Consider the following 20,467-nt stretch of genomic DNA (forward strand, 5'->3'; position numbering starts at 1 on the left):
ACTTTACATTGTATTAATAGCTGAGGAACGTCATGGCAAAATTTAGTAAGAAAGAAAGAGAAGAATTTAATAATTCATGGAAAGAAGTATTAGATAACTCAATAGAAGATATTAATAAAAAAGACACAAAAGGAAGGACGATACTACATTACGCGGTGGGAATGCCAGATCCAAAAAAAGTGAAATTATTAATCAAAAAGGGAGCAGATGTAGATGCAGCAGATGCCGGGAAATATAGACCACTACACCTAGCAGTGATGGGGCAACGTCTAGAAAATATAAAAGAGCTGATAAAGGCAGGAGCCGATGTAAACGCAGTGGAACGAAGTAGCAAATTTGCCGCATTACACCTCGCATGCATGGTAAGTGAGGTAAAAATAGTAGAAGAACTAGTAAAAGCCGGAGCAGAAGTAGAGCAAAAGGATAAATTTGGCAAAACAGCAATAGACTTCTTTCAAAATTCATGAAAGGAGCTCTCTATTGTGAATAGAGGCAATCAAATTAAATCTTAAGCCAAAACGTTTTCGTCGATTTCTATATCTGTCAGAAATGATTTTAAACCTTTTCAATAAGCCGATTACGTTTTCAACTACCACTCTTCGTATAGAGAGAGATCTATTTTCTGCTTTTTTCTCCTTTGATAAAGGATTCTTTTTTGATCTTCTATGTGGTAATTCAACATTTTTATGTATCTTTTGCATTCCTCTGTAACCAGAATCAGCTAGGATCTTAGTTTGCGGTAATATTGCTATCTTTGATTCTCTAAACATCCGAAAATCATGTTTTCTACCATTGGAGAAAGATGTACATACGACCTTTTTACTCTTCTTCTCTGTTACTATTTGTGTTTTTATAGTATGCCTTTTTTTCTTTCCAGAGTAAAAGCGCTTTTGCTTTTTTTTGGCCTTTCTACTGCTGTTTCAGTTCCATCTATTACCAAAACTTCGTATTCTACATTACTATTTAATAGATCTTTTTTTCCTGGTAATGCAAAATCTGGATGTTTTATTAATGTGTCTTCTACCCACCTTATTATTTTAAAACAGTTGCTTTCACTCATGCCATAACTTTGTCCTATATGAAAATATGTACGATATTCTCTCATATATTCCAGTGCCATAAGTAATCTATCTTCTATACAAAGTTTGCTTTTTCTTCCACTTCTAGCTTTTTTCCTTTTATCCTCCTCATCTAGAATTTCTACCATTCTCTTAAATGTTGATTTTTTTACCCCCGTTAAACGTCGAAACTTTTCTCCTTCTAACTTTTCTATTTCCTTATATTTCATGCTTCCAAATACTTGATCTTACTCTCTCTCCCTCAATTTTGAAAGAAGTCTAATGTATTATGCGAGAAATAATAAAGAGATAATAGAAGTGTTAGAGAACGTAAAAATGGCAAATAAACAGAGGGAGTTTATAGAAAGAACAAGGGTTGTATCGGAAAGCACGGCAGCAGGTGTAAAAGAAGAGCTTGTGGATGAGAAAGTGCTATAGCGTTTAAAAATTCAGGTGATTATATGGAAAAAAAAGTAGAAAAAGAGGTAAAATATTTAGAGAAAAAATCGCTGGTAGAGCTGAGGAAAATATGGAAAAAGGTATGTGGGGAAGGGGCACCTAGACATTCAAAAAAGTATCTGATACCGAGATTAGCATATAGAATACAGGAGAAAGCGTATGGAGAAATGTCAAGAAAAGGGGCAAAAAGACTAGAATATCTAGCAGATCGACTAGAGAAGGGAAAAAGGATAAGTAGCGATAAACTGCCAGCAGCGGGAACAGAGCTGATATTAGAAAGGGGTGAAGAAACGCATGCAATAATGGTAATGGATACAGGATTGATCTACAGAGAAGAATTTTATACGTCGTTATCAGCGGTAGCAGGGAAAATAATGGGAATGAGTTATAACGGACCGTTGTTGTTCGGAATGCGTGATAAAAAGGGAAGTTGAGGAGAAAAAAATGTGTAAAGAAGTGAGATGCGCAATATATACGAGAAAATCAAATGAGGATGGGCTAGAACAAAAGTTTAATAGCTTGGACGCGCAGCGAGTAGCATGTGAAAAGTACATAAAGAGCAGAGAAGGCTGGGTAGCATTGGCCAAAAGGTACGATGATGGAGGGTTCTCAGGAAAAAACTTAGAAAGACCAGCGATAAAGGAACTATTCGAAGATGTAAAAGCAGGAGAAGTAGACTGCGTGGTAGTATATACGCTAGATAGGCTATCAAGAGAAACAAAGGACTGCATAGAAGTAACATCATTTTTTAGAAGGCATCGAGTAAATTTTATAGCAGTAACACAAATATTTGATAATAACACACCAATGGGAAAATTTGTACAAACGGTATTATCAGGAGCAGCACAACTAGAAAGAGAAATGATCGTAGAGAGAGTAAAAAATAAAATAGCAACATCGAAGGAAGAGGGTCTATGGATGGGAGGGAATGTGCCGCTTGGGTATGATGTAAAAGATAAGGAATTAATAATAAATGAAAAAGAAGCAAAGACGGTAAAACATATATTTGAGAGGTATATGGAGCTGAGATCAATGGCAGAATTGGCAAGAGAGTTAAATAGAGAAGGGCACAGAACAAAGAGATTTGAAGCAAAATCGGGAAAAGTGTATGGAGGAGAGATATTTAAAAAGGCAACGGTCAGGAGGATAATAACAAATCCAACGTATATGGGAAAAACAAGACATTACGAGAAACAATATGAAGGAAAACATGAAGCAATAATAGAAGAAGAAAAATGGAAAAAAGCACAGGAATTGATAAAGAATCAGCCATATAGAAAAGCAAAATATGAGGAAGCGCTGCTAAAGGGAATAATAAAGTGCAAGAGCTGTAATGCAAATATGACGCTGACGTACGCAAAAAAAGAGAATAAAAGGTATAGATATTACGTATGCAACAATCATTTAGTTGGAAAAAGCTGTGCGTCAAAGAGTCGGAATATAGTAGCAGGAGAAGTAGAAAAAGAAGTAATGAAGAGAGCAGAGCACCTATACAAAAATTGGCAAGAAAAAGCGGAAGAATGGAAAAATTTAAGTTTCAGAGAACAGAAAGAAGCAGTGAAAAAATTAATAAAGGGAGTAATGGTAAGAGACGATGGAATAGTAGTAAGTTCTGAATCAGGAGAGATATTTATACCAATGGGGTTAAAAAAGAAAGCAAACAAATGTGTGGTAATAGAGCCAGAAGGGAAAACAAATAATGCGTTACTGAAAGCAGTGGTGAGAGCCCATCTGTGGAAACGGCAGCTAGAAGAAGGAAAATACGAAAGTGTGAAGGAGCTGAGCGTTAAAATTAATATAGGTACAAGACGAATACAACAAATTTTAAGGTTAAATTATTTAGCACCAAAAATTAAAGAAGACATAGTAAATGGTAGGCAGCCAAGAGATTTGAAGTTAGCTGATTTAAGGGAAATACCGATGCTGTGGAGTGAGCAGGTAGAAAAATTTTACAAATTAGCGTCTTAAATTACACACATTAAATATAACAAATTTTAATAGAGATTATGAAAAAGATAAGGAAAGCTATTGCTAAAAAATTCAAAAATTGGAAGGGAACCACTACTGCTGATATGGAGAACTCTGATACGCCGGCAGATGTTGAAGAAGTTAAAATTGAAATAAAAAAGCAAACCAATACAGTTGATAAAGCTACGGAGACTGATACTCAGTTATATGAAGACATCAATAAAAGTAGTGAGACAGAACAACCAATATTTGAAAACAGCGAAGAAGTGCAAAATGATTCAACCGCTGTAGAGCCAACTTCCGTTGATAGAGAAACTAATGAGCAAGAGCCAAATCCCGCTGAAATAGAACTATGTTTTACCACAGATGAAAAAGACAAACCACCAACAAAAACAACGCAACAAAGCCTGGCTGGTGTTGTTGGTGCAGTGTTGTTGGTAAATTGTGTTGCATTGTATATCATGAAAATGCCTATAGTAGCAGCGGTTGTGGGAATAGTTGGACTAGCGTGTATAAGTTTTGCATTGTATCATGCTCTGAAGCCCAACACTAAGCTCGAGAAAATGGAAGACATAGAACAACTGGATCCACAAAATCTTAAAACTAGTGGTATGCTTGAAAGATCACAGGTGTCAAGTAATTTTTCAAACAAGATAATTTCTTTAGAAAAACTCCTAAGCTATTAATTTAATATCACCATAGGGATCTCCACCCTATAAATGGCCTACTCTTTGACTTGAAGCTTCCTTCTTTTTCGGCGAGTCTAAACTACCAATCGGACTCACAAGAGTAGATGGAACGCCTGATTCTTTCACTATACAACCTGATTGCTTAATAGTTTCAGCTAACTCTATGGGTATACTGCAGTTTCTTTCAAAACCTCCATCTTTTACAGCTTGTAAAACACTTTTTCCTCCTAAAAAGCAGCTTCCCCCTAAACTTGATTGATCTTTTAATTTATCGAACTTTTCCTGGCTCTTTTTATCAAGCTCTACTTTTATTCTATTACTGCCTTCATTACTAGGACTTAGATAAATACTAATCTTTCCTACTTCAGTAGTAAAAGACATTTCGATGCTACCTTCTGAGACATCTGTGTAATTTCTCTTTCCCCCTACACTTTCAACTCTCACTATGCTTTCTCCAATCTGTAATATGCTATTTTTTATATTTAGATTTTCACTCACCTTAATATTTACAACCTTCGCTACTTCAATGATACTGTTTTGTGGCCATATGAAAAAAACAAGATTGTTATCTACTTCCACTGTTATATCATCGCCTTGAACTTGTTCATTCTTGTTTATTATACCTTCATATGCTATACTTTTTAGTTCATTCTTAATTTTTTCGCATTTCGCAAAAATAGGCTCATCATTTCCAAACATAACTTCATCTAGCATGCTATGACTGTAAAAATCAGACTTTATTTTTGCACTTGCTGATAATAGCTTACTGATAACGCTAAATAAAACTTCCGTACTCTCTGTCCACTCATCTAGCACCTCTTCTCTATTGTATTTATATCGCGATCTAGTGGTGGGCGTTATACGCATGTTACTATTATCATCAGCAATATCAATTATCTTTTCTAATACAAAATTTGATACAGTGTATTCATAGTCACCACAGCATAAATTTAGCTTTATTTCTTTTTTCAAATATTCATCTATTAAGTGTTCCATACTCTCTAGGGCAGCCTTTGTAGGATTTTCGTGTTTACGTTGGCGAAACGTTTCTAATATGTTTTCCATCTTTCTATGAAACTCATCAATCAAAACTTTTTCGCTTTTAGTTAATAGTTTTCCTAACCTCATTAAAACTGAGTTTTCTGGAATAAGAGAATTTTCAACAACAGTATTTTTATCTGCAATACCGGACTCATCCCAGTAATCAGAATCATCACTTTGTTCTTGACTTGACGATACTGTACCACTTTCAAGAGTTTGCCGATCAAAATGTTTTGCATACAGTTCTTCAGTAACCGACCCACTAGGTGATTCTTCTGTCTCACTTATTTTGAGATTTATTTTTGCATTAGAAACCTGCTCAAGCCCTAAGATATCTCTAGTTGTCATACTTCCCCCATTTTATAAAGACATTATGTATAATACTTAGCACAAATAAAAACTAATGCAAGCATAACTTCTCTAACTTTTGTATTCTTTACTCCCACAAACTTCACTGACATTGACCTCTGAGCCTGCTATGCTTCTTTTCTTAACTAGCTATGCAACAAAGCCTGCCAGATTAACGACATTGAGAACTTCCACCTATTTTAGTACCACTATCATCAGAATGCAAAGAGTCCAGTGACTGACTGCGCGATATTGGCTGAATCCCATCTAATTTACGACTCGGGCCTGGCTGATCATCCGCTTGGTTTGTAGGCTGTTGCTGGCTAGATGAGCTACAACTAGGCTTGTTGCATTTTTTTTTAATACTTTCAAGCATTTTTTTTAACCTTTCCTCCCTTTCTGCACTGGCTGCTTTCTCACGTTCTAAATGTCCTATTAAAAACTCTGAATCTTGCCTACAAGACTCTGAAGCTTGTTCACAAAGCTCTGAAGCTTGTTTATAAAATTCTCCTTGCTCGCGAATTTGTTCGCACATCTCTGATACTACTTCATTCCGCTCCAAATGCACTTCGTAAAGTTGCTCATTGTATTGCCTCAGATCTTTACAAAATTCATCACCCAAATTTTTCATTGTCCTCAGAAAATTCATCTGCACTTCTGCAACTTTTTCATAAAAATCCTTTTCAGGCTGAAATTCCTTTTCTAGACAATTTGAGTATACATTGATTATTTGGACAAGTAATTGTAATGCATACTCTTTATCCAATGAGTTAATATGCAAAAGCTTGGCAGCTAATTTTCCATTTTCCTTATTTCCATAGCAATAATATGTTACAAGGTAATGAGAAAGTTCATGCAATGATAAAAAGCTATTTAAATTTCTAATAACCTTGTTATCAGCCACAGTTTTATATATCGTTTCATTACTAACAAGCTCTCTCCGCCTTTTTGTATTAACTATCTCATTACATATAGTTAAAATGTTAGTATATTCTATAAACGGTAAAGTAAAATCCTTCTCTGCTTGTTCGTAACTTCGTTTATCATTAATGCAATAAGAATATTCGTGATTTATTAAATGACCAGAAACTTTATTTAATATTTTACCCTGAGTTTTACACTCTTCTAACATCTGAGTTGCAATAGGTTCCATGCGATCATTTTTTTTGCATAGATCACAAAACAACTCTAGATTAGTACGCAATTCTTCATAACCAATTAAATAACTTTGAAAATAACATTCAGCATTATCTTTTTCTTTTTGGAAGTGGTCCACATTATTTGAGATAAAACCTTTCATGCTAGCTTGACTTGACCTTAAAAACCCATTGAGATCAGGCACCAACCTCTCGTACTTAATATGAGATAACTTGCCTAGCTTGTTTAGTACTGTGTAAGTTATGTTTTTTAATTTTTCCTTATTACCTAAAAAATCAACTCGTACTTTGCTAAAATAGCTGTATTTAAAATTATCATATTGGGAAAATTTTTCATTAAAATGCTTCAGTATACTTCGTATATCATTTAATTTTGCCTGCATTGCTTGAGCTTTTGGTCTTTCTTCTTCAGGTATACTGTGCCATTTTGGCGAGTTAGGACTATACATCAAACAAAGCTGTTTAAGTTTCTTGTCAACTTGTGTTTTAAAATATTCCTTGTGATCTTTTATGGTTTTCTTTCCCGCTTTAACGTTCTTTAGATCATCATCAAGCTCAGACAACACGTTATCAGACTTAAGTACTCTGAGTGTATCTTCCAAAGTCATATGGTCTATTACTGTTAAATCATCTTTCCCTTGTTCTCTTTGAGAATTAGATGCAGTAGGAATTTCTTTATCCTTACATCCTACACCTTGAGAATTAAGTGATACATTAGGAACTCCTTTATGTTGTGCACTTTCCATATTGACGCTACTAGCACCACCATTTTTATTTGGTAACATTTTACTACCCTCCTTTTTCCATTTAAAAAAATACATTAACAACAAAATAAGCAAAAGAACCACTAATGCTACAATTAATAAGAGGACTACAAGATCCCTATTTTTCACAAAAACCCCCTTATAACTATAACATTATAAATCATCTGCTGAGGTTATTACTTACGTGATTAGACAATATAGGCTCGTCTATATCAGAGCTTGGACCAGCATTCAATTTATCAGAAGACTCAGCTACTAAATTAGAGGCTTGAGATTCATGTACATCATGATTAATTGACCTACTTTCACTTCTTTCTTTATTAGTTTTCTTTTCTTGATTCTCCTGAAATCGTCTCATTAGCTCTTGTATTAACTCTTTTTGGCCCTCCATTAACTCTTTTTTAAAATCTTCCTTGTCTTGCTTCATTTGATTCATCCCTTCTTGATGTCTTTCCTCTGCTCTTTTCCTTTCTTGCTTCATTTGATTCATCTCTTCTTGATGTCTTGTCTCCGCTTCTTTTTTTGCTTTAGACGTCTCTCTTATTAACTCTTTTAAGTTCTCTTGTTCAACTTTATATCTTTTTTCATCTTCCTCCGCTTGCTTCATTAAATCTTTTATCCCTTGTTCCAACGTATTAATCAACTCTTGATCTCTTTTTCCAGTTTCTTCTCCTGTTTTAATTGTTCTTTCCAATAACTTTTGCAACTTTTCTGTTTCCTTTTGCAACTTCTCTCTTTCCTCCGTAGACTTTTCTCTCTCTTCTTTAGATTTGTTAATTGATTCATTAAGTTTGTCTGTTAGATTTTTGTTTTCTTGCTTTATTGCTGCGATTGCAGAATTACACTCCTCTTTAACCTCTGTCAATTGTTTTTCAAAACTTTCTAACATTTGCTTATTCTCAGCTTCTAATTTTGATATCATTTCTTCCTTCTGAGATATGGTATTATTTTGCACAGCTATAGCGTTATCCTTCTCAGCTACAACATCCTCTAGCTCAGCTATAGCTCGATTTCCAGTAGCACTACCAACAATACCACCTATAACACCACCAATAGCACTACCAACTGCAGCACCAGCAACTCCAGCAGCAATAACTGCAGTATCCACTCCAAACATATAACCTCCTCTTAAAAATAAAACCATTATGTATAACCAAACTGATCTAGTGAGTCAACTACTTTTTTTCAAAAAATATTTTAGCTAAAATATCACACCAATTAGCATCAAAAGAATTTGAATTGTTTACTTTCTTCAAAAACAGTACATATATTCGTGAGAGCTTTTTACGTAAAAGGGGTGTTTCAAAAATAAAAACGCAAAATTGTTGCAACAAAGCTAAGCGAGTTAGTTCGTATCTAAATGTGACCAAAATAGGCTAAAATAGCTGCTTTTACGATATAGCAAAATCACTATATAGAAAAGTTCGTGCAGGTTACGCGGTAGACCAACCCATCCCAAAACGAACACTTCTCACGGGTAGGGGTTTTTGGTCCTGGAAATGGTTGTATTATTTAAGTTTTTAATAAAATATATTGCTAAATCAGTAGTAATTCACTTAAGAAGAAATGAAGATTTTTTGCCTTAATCCTTTCCTTTAGCAAAAAATCTTGTAGAATTAAGTATTTTAGGGAGTGTGGTATGTTATCAGTTGAAGATATTGCAGTAGTAAAAATTGCTATTGAAATATGTAATAATCCTGAGCTAAAGAGGGAAATACTTTGTGCATCTGGGTCAGATTATGACATAAATAAAGGGAATTATCAGTATGGTAGCAAAAAACAGTGGAATGAAATAATAGAGAAAAAAGCAACGATAATACTAAGAAAACTAGACTTACCGAAAAAGTTGCAGGAAAAAGTAATGGGCATTGTCCCATCAGTTGGGATGAGAATGCTAACTTGGGCAGAATATCATGAAGGTACTCTTGGGTTTTTACGTGAATACAGTGTTAATTTTTTAAATAGTTCTTTTTTTACACAACAAGGGATAATCGATAATAAAAAGGCAGCAGAAGAGTTAATGAAGGACGAGAGCTTAAATATTAAGCAGAAATATAAGTTAGCTTGCCTTTATTGTCTTACAGATCATATTCCTGCTTTATACAGGCAAATGACGAAGGAGGAGTTTTATGATACTGAGAGACCTCAAAGGATCAGCCAATCAGAGTTAGTAAAATTTTGGTCTTATCATCTAATGGGTGAGATAGATAAACTAAAGGGGGAAAAAAACCTAGATCAATATAGACTTGAAAAAGCCGTAGAGAGTGGAAGTAAAGCAGCGGTTGAATATTGCTTAGAGAGAACAAATTTAAGGAGAAAAAAGGATGCTATAGTAGATGCTGCAGTGGAAGCAGTTAAATGTAGAGTTAGAGCAGGGCCATATACCGAAAAAGATCGGGTTGTTTTTCGAAATCAGAGATATAAAGATAGTGAGGAATCATGGGTGCCAAGTGATTACTATGTGGACATCTTGTCTTTTCTTTTATCAAAGATGGGAGAGGATCAACAGATAGAGTTTTTGAAGCAAGATATTAAAGGTGCTAAGTATAAAAGAGAATCCTTTGGAGACCAAAAGCGTTCCAGAGTACTAGAATATTTTTTAAATTGGCCGTATCAGGATTACTTTATGAAGACGGTAGGACTGATGTGGAAATTTCTGCCAGAAAGGGATTACGCTGTTTTATTACTAAGGATTTGTGATAAGATTGAGTCTAAAAAAGAGGAACATTTAAAATATGGTGAAGGGAAAAGCTACGATTACAGAGGACTTTTAAGGGAATTTTGGTACCAAAGTCCTGAACGTTATAAAAGGTATGTTTTTAGTAATCAGAAAGTGGATTGTGTAACTGATAGAGTCGTTACAACTGAAGCGGGTGTAGGATTATTGATTGAGTTACTTACCTTAAAAAATTTCACTTATGAGGATAGAAAAAACATCGAGCTAATTTTAGCTAGTGCAACTAGTAAAGAGAAAGAAAATATTCTCTCCTCTAAAGAGTGGAGAAAGATCTGTATTGGGCAGATGAAAGAAGAGAAATGGGAAACACTGAATAGGTTCGTACTAAACTGTTTTTTACCTAAGGAGGAAGAGGATAAGTTTAAGAGGGAATTGAGCTTTACAAAAGAAGCAAAGCGTATTTGCATTGATTTTATAAAAAATGATAAATGGAATGCAGCTGAGTCATTTATAAAGTGGAGTTCTTTACCTGAAGGAGAGATAAATAAACTGAAGAAAGAAATGATTTACTCTGAAGACGGGAGACGTGCATGTGTGGACCTAATTTCATATGATAAAAAGGTGAAAGCTGTTGATCAGTTTATCAGATGGTGTTTTCTTTCTGAAGGAGAAGTAAAAGCATTTGGAAAAGAGTTAGTTTTTAGTGATCAAGGAACTGGTAAATGTGCAAGCTTAGTAAAAGCAGGTCAACTAGAACTGGTGAGTGAATTTATCAGTTTTTGCCTTTCTTCTGAAGAAGAGGTTAGAGAATTAAAGAAAAAGGTGGCCTATAGATTTGGAAGTTCAGTTTGCAAAAGGTTAATATCAGACAGTGAGGGAGAAGAAATCTATGATAATCGAGGTTATGTAATTGGCACAAGGATTAAATTTAAAGGGGGTAGATGGGAAGAAGTTGAAAAGTTTTTAACTTGGTGTTTTTCATCTGAAGAGGAAATAAGTGAGTTTAAGAAAAATAGGTTACTTAGGGCATTTGGTAAAGAAATTCATTTTAAACTTATTGAATCAAATCAATGGGAAGAAGCTGAAACATTTTTTGCTTGGCTTGGTTTATCTGCTGAGGAAATAAGAGAACTGAAGAAAGAGACTCTTTTTAATTATGATGCAGCTAGTGAGATGTTCAGCGAACTGATGTATAGTAAAGAAGGTGATGAAAGATTTGTTGATTACGGAAGTAAACAAGAAGTAATTGAACTACTTTTAAGATGGTACTTAACCGATAAAGAAACAGTTCTCGAATTTAAGGATGAATTCAAGCATCAGTATCAAAATGTAACTGAAAAAGATGAAGCTGTCTTCAAAAATTTTGATCTGATGATAGAACAACGTTTGAGAGACTTAGATAAAGAGAAAATAGGAGTAAAGAGAAAATCTGAAGCTTTTTCCCCCAATAAAAGGCTTTGCAACTTAAAATTCGAAAATATAGGAGCAGAATATGGTAAATGAACTAGTAGAGCTATTGATTGGTGGTTATGGAATAGAAAGAGAGGATTTTCGAAAGAGGTTTCAAAGATTATTGAATAGAGTGCCACAAAGAGGGTCAACCACTAAACCAGAGTTTTCTACTTATTCCTTTCTTGGGTCAGTTTTAACACTTCCGTATACCAAATTAAAGGATGAGATTGGTGTTAAGGCTTCATCTGTAAAAATAACCAGTAAAGAAACAGTAAAGTTGGTTTTTAAAATTGAAAAGGATGGAAAGACAAAATTAGTGTTTAAAACTATCACTACTGTTGAAAGAATTGGAAATAAGCAGTACCTGGATATAAATGAATTTAAAGAAGCGTTAGGAAGTTTGGATTTAACTGGAGATGAATTGAATAACTGCGAAGTCGAAGGAGAAATAGTCCATATTAAAGATGGAGTAGTAAAGCTAGAAACATTGAAGGTGATAGAGAAAGGAGAATTAAATTCAGAAATACTTAGAAATCTTGGTCCTTTACCAAAGTATAACGAAGAAGAAGCAAGATTCAAAAAGGTGAAAGATAGTGTTATAGAGAAAGGTAATTTAAATAATGCGTTAGAGCAATTCTCTAAAAAAAGTTTAGAAGTAGGTCCAGGTGAATTATCCCCTAGCTCCAAAGGTGCAGAAGCTTTTTTTGAAAACTTAGCACAGGTATATAAAGCAGAAATGGTACTTGAGTCAGACAATGAAGATGTTGCGGATAGGAAGTTAAGATTAAGTAATTATGAAGCACCGATGCATGGATTCGTGTGTGGTGCACTAGCAATGAATTTTAGGTACGAGCATGCACTTCGTATTCGTCCTGAGCAAGCAGCCGGTAAAGGATTTGTAGATTTAGTTGTTGGTTCAAATGGTCGTGAATTTCGTGTTGAGCTCAAAGGGCATGAAAACACAGCTCAAAAGGCAAAGGATCAATCAGAAAAGGAGGGTTACAATAAAGCACCAATAATATTTAGCTTTGGAGAAAAAGAGAAAGCGAAATCTGTAACTATGGTATTCGCAAATCTGTGTTTAGATCCAAGTTCATCAGATGGATTACTGGTAGAGGAATCAAAAGTATCATCTAAGCCTGAAGGGTTGATAGAATTATTCAAGAAACATGATGGTGAGAATTTAAAAAAAGAACTAAAAAAAAAGCTCAATTATTTATATTACTCAATTTCTGATTCAAATGGTGGTGGTGAAAATACTAATTATTTAAGTAGATTAATTTTAGGTGAGTTGCTTTCTGATGGTAGTGGTTTGGAGAAGCATGTTTTTATCTATGGAAGTGAAGAAGATCATGTAGAACATACAGAGACTGTACTGAAGGGTAGAACAGTACCAGGTGAACGTCTTGTTACTTCAGCAAACACAAGGGGGGTTGCACTTGTGTTTAAATCCACAGATGATAAATCTTTTGTTGTAAATGTAATAGAAGACGCAAAATTCAGCAGAGAGAAGAGTATCCCATTGGATAGGATAGGTATTGACCATAGTAAATGCAAACAGGTTAACGTCATAGTAAATCCAGAAGCAAATGGTGGATTTGAAGTAAAAGGTGATCTAGGGAAATCTTATTACCAAGGCATAGAAATAGGTGGAGTTACTAACTTTGAAAATAAATATAAAGGCGAATTTAAAACAATTGAGTATGTAACTTTACAAGATATAACAGATATAACGCAAGTACGAGGCTTTCAAGAAGCTTTATTTCCTCTGAGAAAATTAATAACGTTAGAGAATCATTTTCAGGCAATACTACAAGGCTTGCTTTCAGCACAAAAAGGCGTAGAGGTGTGGGCAGAGCCTAATTACTCCAGCAAAGGAAGACCAGACTTATTAATATCACATAGAGTAGGGGATAGTAAAATTCGTGTAGCTGCAGTGGAATTAAAGCTTGCTCCTAAAGAAAGAGGGATTGACGAAAAAGTAGAAGAAGGTAAAGCTCAGCTTAAGGAGCGAGCAGATGGTCTTGAGGTAATTACTAAGGAAGAAAAAGTTGAAGCAGTGGTTTTGGTCGTTTGTTCTAGCGCAGAAGACAAAGATAAATTTATTACGCATTTTAGAGGAGAGGACCTGAGTGTTGGACATTCATCGAGAGGTTCCAGTCCTCAGAGGGCACCTTATAGCCCTATGCAGGGAGAGGTAAGCTCTTTAGATAAGACAGTTGAGTGGCAACATGAAATTTCAATCCATCAAGGTCCAGATGGATCAATATCCGTACAACCAGGACCATCAGGCTCTCAAAGTAATTCAGATAGATCGCCACAACATTCTGTACTATCACCAATTGATCAAAACAGTCCCTCGAAGAGATTATCAGCCGAAGGACTTAGACGAGCTGCTACATGTTTACCTTCCCCCCCTAAAAAGCCAAGATTGAGTAAAAGGGCAGCTATAGGGGATGGATGTTTACTAGATATGGATGAAGATAAGAAAGTGAACAAGGAGAATACAGGAATAGAGATTAACGAAGAAAATTTTGATGAGAGTAAGATAGATAATGAGAAATTAAGAGCATATCAAGAGGGAATAAAAGATGAAGGAAGTGAAATAAACGATCAATTGAATAAATTAATAATTGAAATTCAGCAAGCGCGGGCATTTAAGCATTTTAGTGATATCGGTAAGGCAGTAAAAGAAAAACTATTTCCTGCTTTGTTAGATGTGGATGGGATATCAAGTGAAAGTGCAAACTATTTTGAGCAGATGTGTAAACTCAATCTGTTGAGGATTATCTCACCAATTATTAAAGATGAGGATTTCAAAAGTCTTCTGTTTAACAATCCAGAAAAATTGGTTAAAGACCAGAGTCTATTGGAAAATGTCTTTGCAAGTGTTGAAAATCTTATTTCCGACAAATATAAGCAGCAGCAATTGCAATATGAGGATTTTGAAAATTTGGAAAATCAAATAAACGAAGAAATTTTAAATAAAAATGGAGAAACAGAAGTCATTGCTAACCAAGATGTAAGCAAAACTGATTTATCAAATTATGTCTTTGAGTCTGTAGGGCTAAGTTTGTTAATGGGTCAAGATATTGAAGTATCTACAGATTTACAAAAAAGGATATATTACGAAACACTGATTAATTTGGGTGCACTGATCCATGATCATAAAAATCATATTCAGATCACTCATAATGGAGGTCACCATACACCACGTATGAATTCTTTAGTAGAGAGTGTTAAAAGTAGCAAATTATTAAGCGTAGCGTACGACTTATACTACTTGCGTAAAAATAAAGGTGATGTTAATCAAAGTGACTTATATTCTAGTAAGATAAAAAATACAATAAGTATATATGGCAGCATAAATAGTGAATATAAGTTAAATGACATACATAACAAATTTGATATTGGTGAGTTTAAAAGTTACTTCAGTGAAGATGAACTTAAAAAGTTTGGTGCTGAATTTAAAGCTTATGATAAAGAAGTAATAACCATACATTCTACCCAAGTATTTACTAGCAGTAATGAAGTACATGTAAAAGTAAGAGATAATAATGGTGAAGTTAAGCAGTTAATAATAGGTAGTGTTGAAGGTATCAAAAATATAGCAAACTACAGTTATAATAAAGAAACTCTTGAGATTAAGTTAAAACTAGGAAACGGCAAAGAATATACTATAACACATGAAGAGGAAAAGATAGATGGAGAAGTAAAATACTACATAAATATTGAGGGTTATAAGACAAAAGTTGGCGATATAATTAAGAGTTTCACTAATCAAGAAAAAGATAATATTCGCCAGAAATTAGGCAAGCTACAAGATAAAATAGAATTATTAGAGATAAAAAGAGATATTGAAGTTATGGCTGATATTGAAGTATCAGATGAGAATTATATCCGTGAAGTAAGGCAAAATTTATTAGCGCAAGGGGTAAGTGAAAGTACCTTTAACCAACTTGAAAGGCATCTTGACTATGTTAATGAAGAAGTTTTCAATAAATATGTAAATGGTGTATCAAAGAAACTGACTGAAAAAAATATTGAATTTAGCAATAGCAAGTTCGATTTAGCAAAAGTGAAAGGGGCTAAAGGTAACAAGTTTTTTTCGATTATGGCTATCTATGATCTTTTTGATAGTACAAATGATGTACCAACACTTGGACGGTATGATAATGATGCTTTGAAAAAAATATTTGGTATAAACAGTATACTGGATGCTATGGATGACGTGAGAGAAAGCATTAGTGCTAGGTATATACGTCCTGATGGTACAGTGGTGACAAAGATTCGTCCCGACAGTGGAATGGGAAAGGTAGTCAGCAAAATACCGCAATCTATGCGTAAAGCTTTTGTCCGAATAATCAGTAACCCTGCAGTTCAAGCTATTACATTTGCAACTATTGGTTATCAATTTGGACACGGCGTAGATGCGATAGTAAAAGGCGATCATCATCCATTAAACTATTACTTTGCAACAAGTAATGGTATAAAACTTTTAAGTATGAGTATGAAGCCTATCAGTATGGGAGTTAGTGCTGCAGTAAAGGGTCTTGGTGTGACAACTAAAGCTTTAAGAGTGGTGTCTATAAGTAAGGTTTTAGGGAAGCTCTCAGTAGCTACCGGAGTTATCGATTCTGCAGTTACAATTGGCATAAACACATATGAAGGAGTAGAGTATGTAAAGGCAACAGCAAGTGAAATACTCCTGTCAAATGGTGAACAGCTTGAATTGTTTATTGAGCGTATCTTGAACACCATGCCATGGTATCAATGGATTATAGGGGGAAGACCTCGCAGTGATTATTATGAAAATGCTATAAAAATTAAAGGTTTTTTGGATTGGATCTTAGCAGAAGGAAAAGGGATACTAAGTTACTCTAGTGTGGCTACAACTGTTCAATGTTTAACTAGCGTTAAAGCAGGTGATTATAACTTAAATGCAGCCTTGCGATATTTACTTAAGAGAGATAATGATAGTCTAAATGCATATTTAACTAGTATTAAAAATCATTGTAGTGCAGCTTCAGTTTCTCAGTGTTTAGCTAGTAAAAGAGATAATGATGGTCTATCTGCAGTTGTTCAATATGTAACTAGTATTAAGGATGAGTACTCTGAGATTATTGAGTCCGATAGGTCACCTAGAGCGTATAATCCTGAGTGTACCACAAAATCCAAATATACTGGTAGCTCTCTTGGTGAAATCAGCAGCAATGTAGGGAATTTGTCTTCATTAGATATATCTAAAGTACTACCATTAGTAAGTTCTACTTTAGGTGGCAGAGAAGTTTATTTTGTTAATAAAGATATCAAGTATCTCCCTCATGTAACTTTAGATGAGTATAATGATGGTTTAAGAGTTGTAATGATGCCATCTAGTTTTCGCGAGGGTAGCTTAACATGTGATGATGTAATAAACGAGAAAGTTAAATCACATAGCTGGCCAAGCAAGTGTAATGATGGTAAAGTTTATAGAAATTGTACAAAAACCTTTACTCTTTCAGGAGAACCTTTCGTTTTTGCTAATGGACAAGCGAGTAGTTCGTTTCCAATACTATATCTATCAGTGCCTGGTTGGTTCATAGCAGCACAAAACCGTCCGGCAATTGTATATCTTCCAAAAGATGGGCTAAGTTGTCGTGGTTCAGAAAATCATGATAATGTCTTTATTATCAATTATAATACTTCTAGTTATATTTGGGGAGGAACGGCAAATAATACTATAGTAATGAATTACAATACCTCTGACATTTCCGTCAGATTACATACCGGAACTATTGATATTGCAGATTCACGAATAAGACTTGTTACTAATATATTCCGTAACTACATATATAATTACATCTCTCATTCTACAGCCAATCAAAATATTACTACTGGCTGCAAAACAAGATATGTTGATTCAGGAAAAGGTGGAGGAAATAATTCCATACAAAATTATGATGTTAACTGTCAAGACAAAGATTATGAAGTAAGAAAGGTTAACAAAAATGATGAACACCTTAGAAGTACAAAGCGAACAATATTCATCGTTGATAAAAGTAGTGGTAGTGGTGCTAATATAAGCTCTGATAATCTTAAATTAAAAGAAAATTTGGACGTAATATCTGTGGAAAATGCTGATGTTGCACAATTAAGAATAAATGAACATCAAAATGATTACAGATTGGACTTTATAGCTTGTAGCAAGGTTATAAGCGTTAATGTAGATAGTTTTGAAAAGTTAGTAATTCAACTGAAAAAAGTAGGAATAACAGAAATAATTACAATACAGGATAAATCCCTACTTGATATAATAGAAGATATGGCATATCAAAAACTAGGTCATGCAGGAGCTGATATTGATGATAAAATTATAGAAAATAGTAGAAAAAGATCAAAAGCAGTGATAACCGCAGATATTACAGGTTTAAAAAATACCACGGCTTATGCAGTTGCAAGAGATATTGCAGAGAGTAGTAATAACTTAGGTGCTACAGTATCTCAAATAGGGGTGATTAAAGGTGATACAATAGTAAACTATGCTGTTAATAACCTAAACCAAATTAAACTTATTACTAATAACGGTACTATTATTAGTGCTGAAAAACAACTTGAATACGATCGCTTCTTATTTCATTTTATAGAAAGTGGAGATGTCTATTTGGTCAACCATTTTCTTGATAAGGGTGCTAATCTTGAGGCTAAGAAAGGGAACATGACACCTTTAATGAGTACTGTTTTATCCAGAAGGAATGGAGAGATTATGATTGACCTTCTTCTTGATAGAGGTGCTAACATTGATGCTAAGAGTACTCATAATTGGACAGCTGCAGGATGTGCTGTTCTTTATAAAAGAGAGGATTTAGTCATTAAGCTTGTGAATAAGGGTGCTGATATTGGCTATAGAGATAATACAAATCCCACACTTTTAGATATAGCAAAGAGACTTGGTCTAAGAAGAATAGAGGACTTTTTAAGGGGAAAACAAAGTGAAGAACCTCTGAAACGTAAGCGTCGTCATCACCATAGAGACCATGATCGCCATCATTCATCACGTAAACCTCTTGCAATAGATTTAAGTAATCAACCTGAGGTAGCCGCAAGTAATGCGAATCAGAAATATTCATGGATAAATATTTTTGCTAATACTGTAGTAGGTGCTGTTAAAGGTGTTTCTCAGTTTATCTTTTCTCCTTTTAAGCCAGCTATAGATATGGGGCATTCTCAACCTTCTAAAGCTATAACAGCTCAAAGTATTGATACAAATAGTACACTTCTTTTGTTGGATGTATTCATAAGGAAAATTACAGGTCAAAAGTACGTTTCTACAGCGGACCAGCCTATATCTCTACTAGAAGCACAGGGGTACGCATTAAATATCATAGGGAGATTTGAGGAAGTAGTAAAGCAAACTGCATTAAAAAGTAGCATATCAATGCACCGGTTAGATATTGATTTTGTGAAAGTGCAAGAAGAGGTTACTAGAAAAATTACAGGTGGTAAATTTAGTGAGATTGCAGAGATTTTAAACTCATATGTAGAGAAAGCATGCCCTAGTAAAGAGACAGGATGTCCTGGTAAGTTAAGTCTAAAGAAGTTTGACAAATTTATGGCTGAGTTTAACAATGGACTAAATGCAGCACTAAATCAACCAATGCAACAGATATTAAGCAGGGATAGTACGTTAAAAGCAAGTAACGTAAAAGAACAACAAATAAGTTTGGAGCCTAGAAGTTATTTAAATGATACTTCCGTTCAAGTTCACTTAACTCAGACTAAAGGTTTAAGAAATCAAGGTAAGGCTTTAATTCCTTAGCTTTTGAATTTCATCAATGGAAAGTCCAGTTATTTCAGCGATAACATCAATAGAGACACCGGCCTTCAGTGAGTTTTTGGCCACTTCAATTTTTTCTGCTTCTCTGCCTTTTTCATGTCCGATTTGGATGCCTTCTTCTTTGCCGACGAGGATGCCTTCTTCTTTGCCTATGAGGATGCCTTCATGAAGTTTTTCTTCAAGGGTAGATAAATAATCATCGGTACGTTTCTTAGCTTGATCATAAGCAAGACGTTCTTCTTTACTCCAATTATATTGGTTTAACTCATCATAAGCCCTACCAATAATTACATCACTACCTATTATTTTTTTTAGATCATCTTCACTTGTTTCATCTGCGTGCTTAAAAAAATAGATCCATTTTTCAACAATATTTTCTAATTGATCTTCTTTTGTCTTATTAAACTTTGGTAGCTCTATAAAAGTGAAACTAAAGTCTTTGAGATCATGTTCAAAAGTTGTCTTATCAAAAGTAATATGATCAGACTTATAAGCCAGCTTATTAGGAAATAAGATAAAATCAGCAATAGCAATAAAGATAACCCCTTTAAGATCATGATACTGGTCACCTACATCAGCTTGACTTGAATAAGCTTTGGCAGCGTAGTATTGGGCACGTTTTTCAAAGCCCCTTGTTTTAGCAACTTGCATCTCAATGATGGTTTTGACCCCTGTAGAATCAACACAGAGAACATCAACAATGCTTTGCTTTTGAGAGGCAATGACAGGGTCTTGAATGGGACTGAGAAAGGAGACATCTTTAATCTTATTGTCATCGGTAAGACCTAGTATATCATTAAGAAAGTGAATAAGAATATCTTTGTTTTTTTCGGTACCAAATATTCTCTTAAATGCATAATCATTTCGCACATTGAGAAATTTCGAAAGAGCCATAACGAACTAACCTAGAAAGCATTAATAATTATACACAATTGTGAAGAAATATTCAACTCTTTTGTGTTTAAATCTTATTTTTTTAAACTTTGGGTATGTTAGAGAAAAAAACGACTGTCACAGATGGCCTAAGAATAGCATCTT

11 protein-coding genes are annotated in these 20,467 nt (G+C 34.4%); 6 read left to right on the forward strand and 5 right to left on the reverse strand.

The annotated features are described in order from the left end of the window. The first annotated feature begins 32 nt into the window (after nucleotides 1–32). Nucleotides 33–467, forward strand: a complete 435-nt coding sequence (locus tag NBW37_RS02145; RefSeq protein WP_250296727.1) for an ankyrin repeat domain-containing protein — start codon at nucleotides 33–35, stop codon at nucleotides 465–467. Here the strand turns inward: NBW37_RS02145 and NBW37_RS02150 are convergent. Further along, nucleotides 462–1,288 (reverse strand): IS5 family transposase gene (locus tag NBW37_RS02150; protein WP_250295841.1). Its coding sequence is split into 2 segments (ribosomal slippage): nucleotides 462–901 and nucleotides 901–1,288, totalling 828 coding nucleotides; the frame shifts between segments, so codons are not numbered across the junction. The two genes, NBW37_RS02145 and NBW37_RS02150, sit on opposite strands and share 6 nt — an antisense overlap. Before the next feature lie 231 nt (nucleotides 1,289–1,519). Between NBW37_RS02150 and NBW37_RS02155 the strand changes: the two genes are divergently transcribed. Genes NBW37_RS02155 through NBW37_RS02165 form a run of 3 tightly spaced genes read left to right on the forward strand, consistent with a single transcriptional unit; the run spans nucleotide 1,520 to nucleotide 4,171 of the window. Continuing rightward, entirely contained in the window at nucleotides 1,520–1,951 is a 432-nt protein-coding gene (locus NBW37_RS02155; RefSeq protein ID WP_250296728.1) for a DUF2924 domain-containing protein, read from the forward strand. A gap of 10 nt (nucleotides 1,952–1,961) precedes the next feature. After that, nucleotides 1,962–3,485, forward strand: coding sequence for a recombinase family protein (locus tag NBW37_RS02160; RefSeq protein ID WP_250296729.1), 1,524 nt, complete (start codon nucleotides 1,962–1,964; stop codon nucleotides 3,483–3,485). A 38-nt stretch (nucleotides 3,486–3,523) separates the two neighbouring features. Further along, nucleotides 3,524–4,171, forward strand: a complete 648-nt coding sequence (locus NBW37_RS02165) for a hypothetical protein (protein WP_250296730.1) — start codon at nucleotides 3,524–3,526, stop codon at nucleotides 4,169–4,171. A 27-nt stretch (nucleotides 4,172–4,198) separates the two neighbouring features. Here the strand turns inward: NBW37_RS02165 and NBW37_RS02170 are convergent, their stop codons facing one another. The 3 genes from NBW37_RS02170 to NBW37_RS02180 form a co-directional block, all read right to left on the reverse strand. Next, a complete protein-coding gene (locus tag NBW37_RS02170) occupies nucleotides 4,199–5,563 on the reverse strand; it encodes a hypothetical protein (protein ID WP_250296731.1) in 1,365 nt (454 codons plus the stop codon). A 172-nt stretch (nucleotides 5,564–5,735) separates the two neighbouring features. Continuing rightward, nucleotides 5,736–7,505, reverse strand: a complete 1,770-nt coding sequence (locus NBW37_RS02175; protein WP_250296732.1) for a hypothetical protein — start codon at nucleotides 7,503–7,505, stop codon at nucleotides 5,736–5,738. Between the two features lie 139 nt (nucleotides 7,506–7,644). Next, complete coding sequence (locus NBW37_RS02180) at nucleotides 7,645–8,601, reverse strand: coiled-coil domain-containing protein (RefSeq protein ID WP_250296733.1); 957 nt, start codon at nucleotides 8,599–8,601, stop codon at nucleotides 7,645–7,647. A gap of 522 nt (nucleotides 8,602–9,123) precedes the next feature. Here NBW37_RS02180 and NBW37_RS02185 point away from each other — a divergent pair. Together NBW37_RS02185 and NBW37_RS02190 are read left to right on the forward strand one after the other, a co-directional pair. Further along, nucleotides 9,124–11,664: a hypothetical protein gene (locus NBW37_RS02185; RefSeq protein ID WP_250296734.1), complete on the forward strand. Its 2,541-nt coding sequence runs from the start codon at nucleotides 9,124–9,126 to the stop codon at nucleotides 11,662–11,664. Then, nucleotides 11,654–19,411 carry a latrotoxin-related protein gene (locus tag NBW37_RS02190; RefSeq protein WP_250296735.1) on the forward strand — a complete coding sequence of 2,586 codons (7,758 nt, stop codon included), beginning with the start codon at nucleotides 11,654–11,656 and terminating at the stop codon, nucleotides 19,409–19,411. Before NBW37_RS02185 ends, NBW37_RS02190 begins: the two co-directional genes overlap by 11 nt. On the opposite strand, the gene NBW37_RS02195 is transcribed toward NBW37_RS02190, so the two are convergent. Beyond that, nucleotides 19,400–20,323, reverse strand: coding sequence for an Rpn family recombination-promoting nuclease/putative transposase (locus NBW37_RS02195; RefSeq protein ID WP_250296736.1), 924 nt, complete (start codon nucleotides 20,321–20,323; stop codon nucleotides 19,400–19,402). The genes NBW37_RS02190 and NBW37_RS02195 overlap by 12 nt on opposite strands. Nucleotides 20,324–20,467 lie beyond the last annotated feature (144 nt).

The sequence above is a fragment of the Wolbachia endosymbiont of Oedothorax gibbosus genome (assembly GCF_936270145.1).
Classification (GTDB): Bacteria; Pseudomonadota; Alphaproteobacteria; order Rickettsiales; family Anaplasmataceae; genus Wolbachia.